Raw genomic sequence first — 6,322 nt, forward strand, 5'->3', positions numbered from 1 at the left:
ACCATAACGGCATGACAGCAGGTTCTGGGGCCGTTCGGCCCGGCGCGGCCGGCGGCCACTGCCGGGTCACGGTCGTCGCGCCGACCCGCCGCGTCGATGTGGCGCTCCCGGAGGACGTGCCGCTCGCCGAGTTGCTGCCGGAGCTGTTGCGCCTGGTCGGCGCACCGGGCCCGGCCACCGGCCCGGCAGCACTGAGCGGCTACGTCCTCACCGGCTTCGACGGCACCGCCCTGGACACCGCCGCCGCCCTGTCCGACCAAGGCGTCGTCGACGGCGGCATACTGCGTCTGCGTCCGGCCGACGACGTACCCGAGGCGGCGGTCCACGACGACATCGCCGACGCGGTCGCGGAAGCCGTTCTGGCGGGCAGCAGCCAATGGAGCGCAACGGCCCTCCGGGCAACGGCGCTCGCCGTGGTGGGCATCGCCGCCGGCCTCGGAGCGATCGTGCTGTGGTTCTCCGGCACCGGCACCTTCCACGGCTGGAAGGGCGTGATCGCCGGAGTCATCGCCCTGCTGCTGTTCACCCTCGGCGTGCTGCGGGCGCGATACGACCCGACCGCGGTCGGGAGGGGGAGCTACTACGGATACAGCGACCCGGCGGGACCGGAAGCTGTGCCGCGCGACCTCCGGCGTGCTTCCGGTGGACGAGGCGGTCGTTCGACGGCCGCCGCCCGTCTCCACAACGCGACGCGCAGCCAGGCGCGCTACGACGGCGACGACGACCACTCGTACTCCGACTCGTGGAGCGGCTACGAGGCGCATTACGGCGAGGACCCGGGCCGACATCGCTCGTGGGATCACGATCCGGACTTCCGGGACAACGACTCCGAGTACGGCCGCGACTTTTTTGATCCAGACTTTGACCCTGCCTCGGGGCACGGTTTTGGCAGCGACTTCGGCTACGGCCACGATCCCCGTGACCGCGACCTGGACTCTAGGGGCGGCTTCGGCAGTGGGCCTGACTACGGAGACGCCTCCCGGAGTTCGGGATTCGGTCCTGACTTGCGGCGTGGCTTCGGTGACCCCAACTACGGTGACGGCAACCCCCGGGACCCGAGGCTCGGCCCCGACTCGCGGCGTGGCTTCGGCGGTTGGCCCGATCACGGTGACGACTTGCGCAGCACAGGGTATGGCCCTGACTCGCGGCGCGGCTTTGGCGGCGGTCCCGGATACGGTGCCGACCCGCGCGGCCCGGGGTCCGGCCCCGACTTCCGGCGCGGCGCCGGTGGCGGACCCGGCCCTGGCTCTGGCTACGGTGCTGATCCCAGGGACTCGGGGTTCGGCCCCGACCCACGGCGTGGCTTTGGCGGCCGACCTGGCTACGGTCGCGATCCCCGAAGCTCTCGCGATCTGCGTGACTCCGGCTTCGATCCAGGTAGGAATCGGGACTTCGGCGGCTACGGCTCCGGCTATGGCCATGACCCTCGTGACCCGGACTACACACCCGGCTACGGTCGCGATCCCCGGGACCCCCGAGATCCGCGTGATCCCCGCTATGGTGCCGACCCGCGCCGCGATCCCTATCCTCGTCCAGGACATGCTGGCCGACGCCTGTTCTTCCGGAGCCGTCGCGCCTACCCCTCGAACCCTGATTTCGCCGCTCCGGCCGGGACCTTCGACCTGTCCTCCTTCGCCGCGGACCAGCATTCTGGTCGGCGTGAATCGGGCCCTCGCGCCGTCGGCGCCGGCACGGTTGCGCTCGCCGCGACCAATGTCCGGACCGGCGGCCTCGGCAGCCTGGCCGCCTGGCCCAGCATCGCCGAGGCGATGGCCTGGGCCACCGGCGCCCACCACCAGCGCGACTACACCGCCGCTTCGGTCCTGACCGCGGCGTCGCTCCCTTACGCGTTCATCGCCGGCGCCGGAGTGCTCCCCGCCCACGCGGCCGCCGGTCATGGCCTGGGCCGCGCCCACTTCACCGCGGGCGCCATCGCGGTGCTGATCCTGGCGCTCGCCGCGATCGTCGGGCTGGGTCGCCGGGTCGCGGTGCCCATCGCGGGCGCTACGGTCGGCCTGGTCGCCGCACTGGCCGGCGTCGGGCTCCAGCTCACCAAGTCCAGCCCGGCCGCGGGTATCGCGGTCACGGCCGCTGTGTGCGCCTTGGCGGTCGAGCTGCTGCCGTTCGCGGCCATGGTCGTGGCCCGCTTCGTCGTCGAGCCGCCCACCTCGGGTGTCGAACCCGGCGAATTCGAAGGCGCCCCGGTCAACAATTACGCGGTCGGCCTGCGCGTGGCCCGCACCCTGGATACCCTGACCGGCCTGACAGCGGGCATCGGCACGATGCTCGTGTTCTGCGTCGTGCTGCTGGTCGTGCCGATCCACGCGATGCAGACCGCCCCGCAGGGCGAGCACACAGTCTGGGAGCAGGCGCTGGCGTTCCTGGTCTCCGGGGTGATGTTGTGCCGGGCGCGCCTGTTCCGGCAGCGCGCCCAAGTGTTCGCGGCGGCCCTCAGCGGCCTCGCCGGGCTGGTGGTGACCTTCGCGGTGATGGCCGCGAACGCCGAACCCGACCTCCGGGCCCTGTGGCTGGCTCCGCTGCTGGTCGTGATCGCGCTGCTGGCCCTCGGCCTGGCCTCGATCCGGCCACGCCGGGGCACCTCGGAGCCGATCCTGCCGCCGCGCTGGTCCCGGACGATCGACCTGATCGACAGCGGGGTCTTCCTGGCCGTTCTGCCGGTGCTGATGGCGGTGCTGGGGGTTTACGGCCATGTACGCGACCTCAAGGGCTGACCGCCACCGGCGCACGATCGCGTTCATTCGGCGTCCCCTTCCGTGGGCTGCCACGGACTGGGACCCGGATACCAGGCTGGGGTATCCCGGTACCAGGGCTGCCGGGGCTGCCGGAACCGGCGGCCCTCGTTGTGCGCCTTGACCTCGGCCTCCTGCCAGCTGAACTGGCGTTGCCAGAGTTCGTCGTGCAGCTCGCGGTGATGGCGGCGGCACAACAGGCGCATCTGGTCGACATCGGTGTGGCCGCCGTCCGCCCACGGGATGTCGTGGTGGGCGTCGCATTCGTGCGGCGGCCGATCGCAGCCGGACGTGGAACAGCCGCCGTCGCGCACTGCGAGCGCTTCGTACTGGGCCCGGCTGGCGAGCCGGCGTTTGCGTCCCTGCCACAGGATCTCGCCACGGCCGTCCACCAAAACCGCCTTCAGGGCCGCCTCACACCGCAGCATGTGGGCCTCGGCCGCCGGAATCGCCCGACCGTACCCGGTCTTCGCCGCGGGCGCCCCTGGCAGGCCCTGAGCCGTGTCGGCCCGCATGACGATGGTCATCGCCGTGGGGCCGTTGTGCCGCTGGGGGAGCTCGCCTGAGCGGATCCGGTCCTCGGCCATCCGCACCAGAGCGTCCGCCCGCGCCTTGGCGACGTCTTCCCAGCCAGGGGCGTCCTCATCGGTCTGACGGGTCGCCATCGAATCCAGAACGGTCAGCAACGCCTCGCCGCCGACCGTGGGCAGGAAGCCGCCCGGCAGGTAGCCGTCCAGCACCGGCGTCATGTGGAATCCACGCCGGTTCTCGGCCGCCCGCGAACGGGCCAACACCGTCATCGGCGCGGCGCGGTGAGCGGCGTCCTCCGCATGATGGCGCAGGTTCTCAGCACCCTCAGCCATCGCCTTCGCGATGAGCGCCTGCCGTATCTCGCTGACGACCGGTTCCGGCAGGTGCAGCATCGCGGCCAGCGCCTCGGCGATCATCCTGGCCTGCGGCGCCGAGATCTCACCGCGCCGCAGGACCTCCTCGGTCTCCGGATCCTTCCGCAGCGCCTTCGCCGTGGCTATCAGCCGGCCGGCATCACCCCGGGTCCGGCCGACATTGACGATCAGGGCCTTGCGAGCGGCGTCCGCCGCACGCCACTTCAGCTCCTCCTCCGTGGTCTCCGGCGTCTGCACCGGGTCGCCCCGGTCGTGCCAGGTCCGCACGCAGCGGATCAGAACGGCTTCCGCGGCCCGGCTGACCTGCTCGGCAGCACGAGCCAAGGCCAGCGAGCCATCGGTATCGAAGGCGAGCGGATCGAGCGCGGCGAGGTCCGCGGTGGCGTCTTCAAGACGGCGCAGGGGGTCGACGCTCATGGTCGTGTCCTTCCGACGTGTTCCCCGCACGCCTGTTGACATGACCCACTATAACTGGTGCAACCGACAAAAGTCTGGCAAACTACTCACATCAGGGCCTTTGATTCAGAGCTCGTAGCCCTCCAGCCGATAGAAGAAGCAGCGTTCATCCCGGGGCGCACCCCCGTACTTCGCCGCCACCAGCGAATCCAGGACCTTGACGAGCTCGGCTTCCCGCCCGCCGCCCACCGCGACGGGCCGATAGGCGACTCGCTCGCCCACCCCATGGAAGACCTCGACCCGCGCGGCCCCACCCAGCCGGGTGACCGCCTCCCGGTCCCGCACAGCGAGATATTTGACCCCGTCGTGGCGCACGAACTTGACGCCGGCCAGATCAGGGCCGCCGTCCATCCCCACCACGACCCGGTCCAGGATGTGCTTCTCCAACGGAACATGACGAGTCCGAATCAGCTCCCGATACATCCCGAACGGGAGCGCGAACCGATGATCGACGGGATACCGGGCATACACCCGCGCCTCACCCACATCCGTGGGCAGTGGCACCGTGACCAGCGTGTCATCGAACACATAATGCGGCGCCAACGCCGGCAGAGGCGGCCGCCCGAACGGCTGCGAATAGAGCACGATCTCCACCGGCCGCGTGGGCCGCTCCCCACCCATGGCCGCGTTCACCTCACGCTGCCACCGATACAGCACCCACAACACCTCCTCGAGCCCCGCCAAAAACCCCGGCTGGCTCTCCCGCAACGCATCCGCCATTCGCAAAGCCGCATCAGACTCCGGACACAACAACGCGACCCACACCGAAGCCCCCCGCCGCGCAGCGTCCCCCAACGCCTTCAAGAACGCGGCCCGCCCCTCCGCCGCCAACTCCGGCACCGAGACCGCCACCACCTCCACATCGGCCGACCGCCCCACCCACCCCTGAAAGGCCCCCGCCCCGAACCCCTCCAGCACGCCCTCCTCAGCACCCCGCGGCACATCCTCATCCACACCGATCAACGTCCCCACCGCCCGCCGCCCCACCCGCCGCCGCGGCCCACCCGGCCCCGCCACCCCGAACCCCACCCCACCGCCCGCGCCAGTCCCCACCACAGGCGCCGACTCCACCGAAGCAGCCATCCAGCCCCCACCCCGCGCCCCCACCACCGCCACACCGGCGCACACCCCCGCCACCAGGGCACCACCCACGCCACCCACAGCGCTCACCGCCAAGGCGGCACTCGCCCCCAACCCGGCCCCCACCCCCAGAGCAGCCCCGACCCGCCCCATAAGCCCAGCGGAACGCCCAGAAAGCAGAACAAATTGCATCAGCGATATCCCTTGAACCCGACGACCAGAACAGCCACCCGACCCCCAACCGGCGAGGTGACCCCTCCCAAATACCGCCCAACCCGACATGATCACCGGAACTTGCCCCAACCGTGATGTCCCCACCCCGACCCTCCGAACAGAAATGTGCAGGCCCCAGCACCGCCTCCACCCCACCCCCACAAAAAATCACCAGAAAGAGCTACAGCGATCCCTAGCGCCACCCCAGCGCCACCACCCACCCGAGCCCCCACCGCACAACCACACCCCCCTGCACCACGCCTTAGCCCCACCACAACCTAGATCAGCTGACAGACCCCACCCCACGGACCCGCTCCCCGCTACCCCTCACAGCCCCCGCCAGCCCAGCGCGACCAGCCCCCACACGTCCGCCAGCCACGCGCCAAGCCACGGCGCGCGCGGACGAACTCCGGCCAGCCCCCCACACGTCCGCCAGCCCCCTCGACACCACTCAGCCACCCCGCCGCCAGTCCACTCGGCCCCACGCGCCTATCTCACCCTCCTCACCCTCCTCATCCACCAACTGCGCCCCACGCCGCCTTCCACTCCCACTCCCGCACCGACCACCCAGCACACATCCCCGACAAACATCCCGCCCAGCCAACCCGCCCACACGCTCGACCCATCCAACCTCCACGACGCCGCCATCGAACCCACGCTCGACCTCGACCATGACTTCGCGCCCCCACTTTCAACCTCCATGCCCCGCACTCCCACACCGCAGCTGCCCCCACAAATCAGCACCTCACCCCAACATGTCCCCCACCCTCCACACCCACATATCGCCTCATCAGCCCACCACCCCTCCATCTCCTCTCCGCCTCCACCGCCTCCACCACACCAACCCCCCACCAACAACACTAACCAATCCCACCAAGCCACCACCCCCCCCCATCCCCCGGCCCGCCCCCCCCCCCC

General features: G+C 70.8%; 3 protein-coding genes. 1 reads left to right on the forward strand and 2 read right to left on the reverse strand.

The annotated features are described in order from the left end of the window. The first annotated feature begins 11 nt into the window (after positions 1–11). Positions 12–2,732: an EsaB/YukD family protein gene (locus tag ABD481_RS33395; protein ID WP_344669817.1), complete on the forward strand. Its 2,721-nt coding sequence runs from the start codon at positions 12–14 to the stop codon at positions 2,730–2,732. A gap of 23 nt (positions 2,733–2,755) precedes the next feature. Here the strand turns inward: ABD481_RS33395 and ABD481_RS33400 are convergent, their stop codons facing one another. Further along, on the reverse strand, positions 2,756–4,072 hold the full coding sequence (locus ABD481_RS33400) for an HNH endonuclease signature motif containing protein (protein ID WP_344669818.1): 1,317 nt from the start codon (positions 4,070–4,072) through the stop codon (positions 2,756–2,758). A 105-nt stretch (positions 4,073–4,177) separates the two neighbouring features. After that, a complete protein-coding gene (locus tag ABD481_RS33405) occupies positions 4,178–5,344 on the reverse strand; it encodes a hypothetical protein (RefSeq protein WP_344669819.1) in 1,167 nt (388 codons plus the stop codon). Positions 5,345–6,322: the final 978 nt, after the last annotated feature.

The sequence above is a fragment of the Catenulispora yoronensis genome, from assembly GCF_039531695.1.
Taxonomy (GTDB): Bacteria; Actinomycetota; Actinomycetes; order Streptomycetales; family Catenulisporaceae; genus Catenulispora; species Catenulispora yoronensis.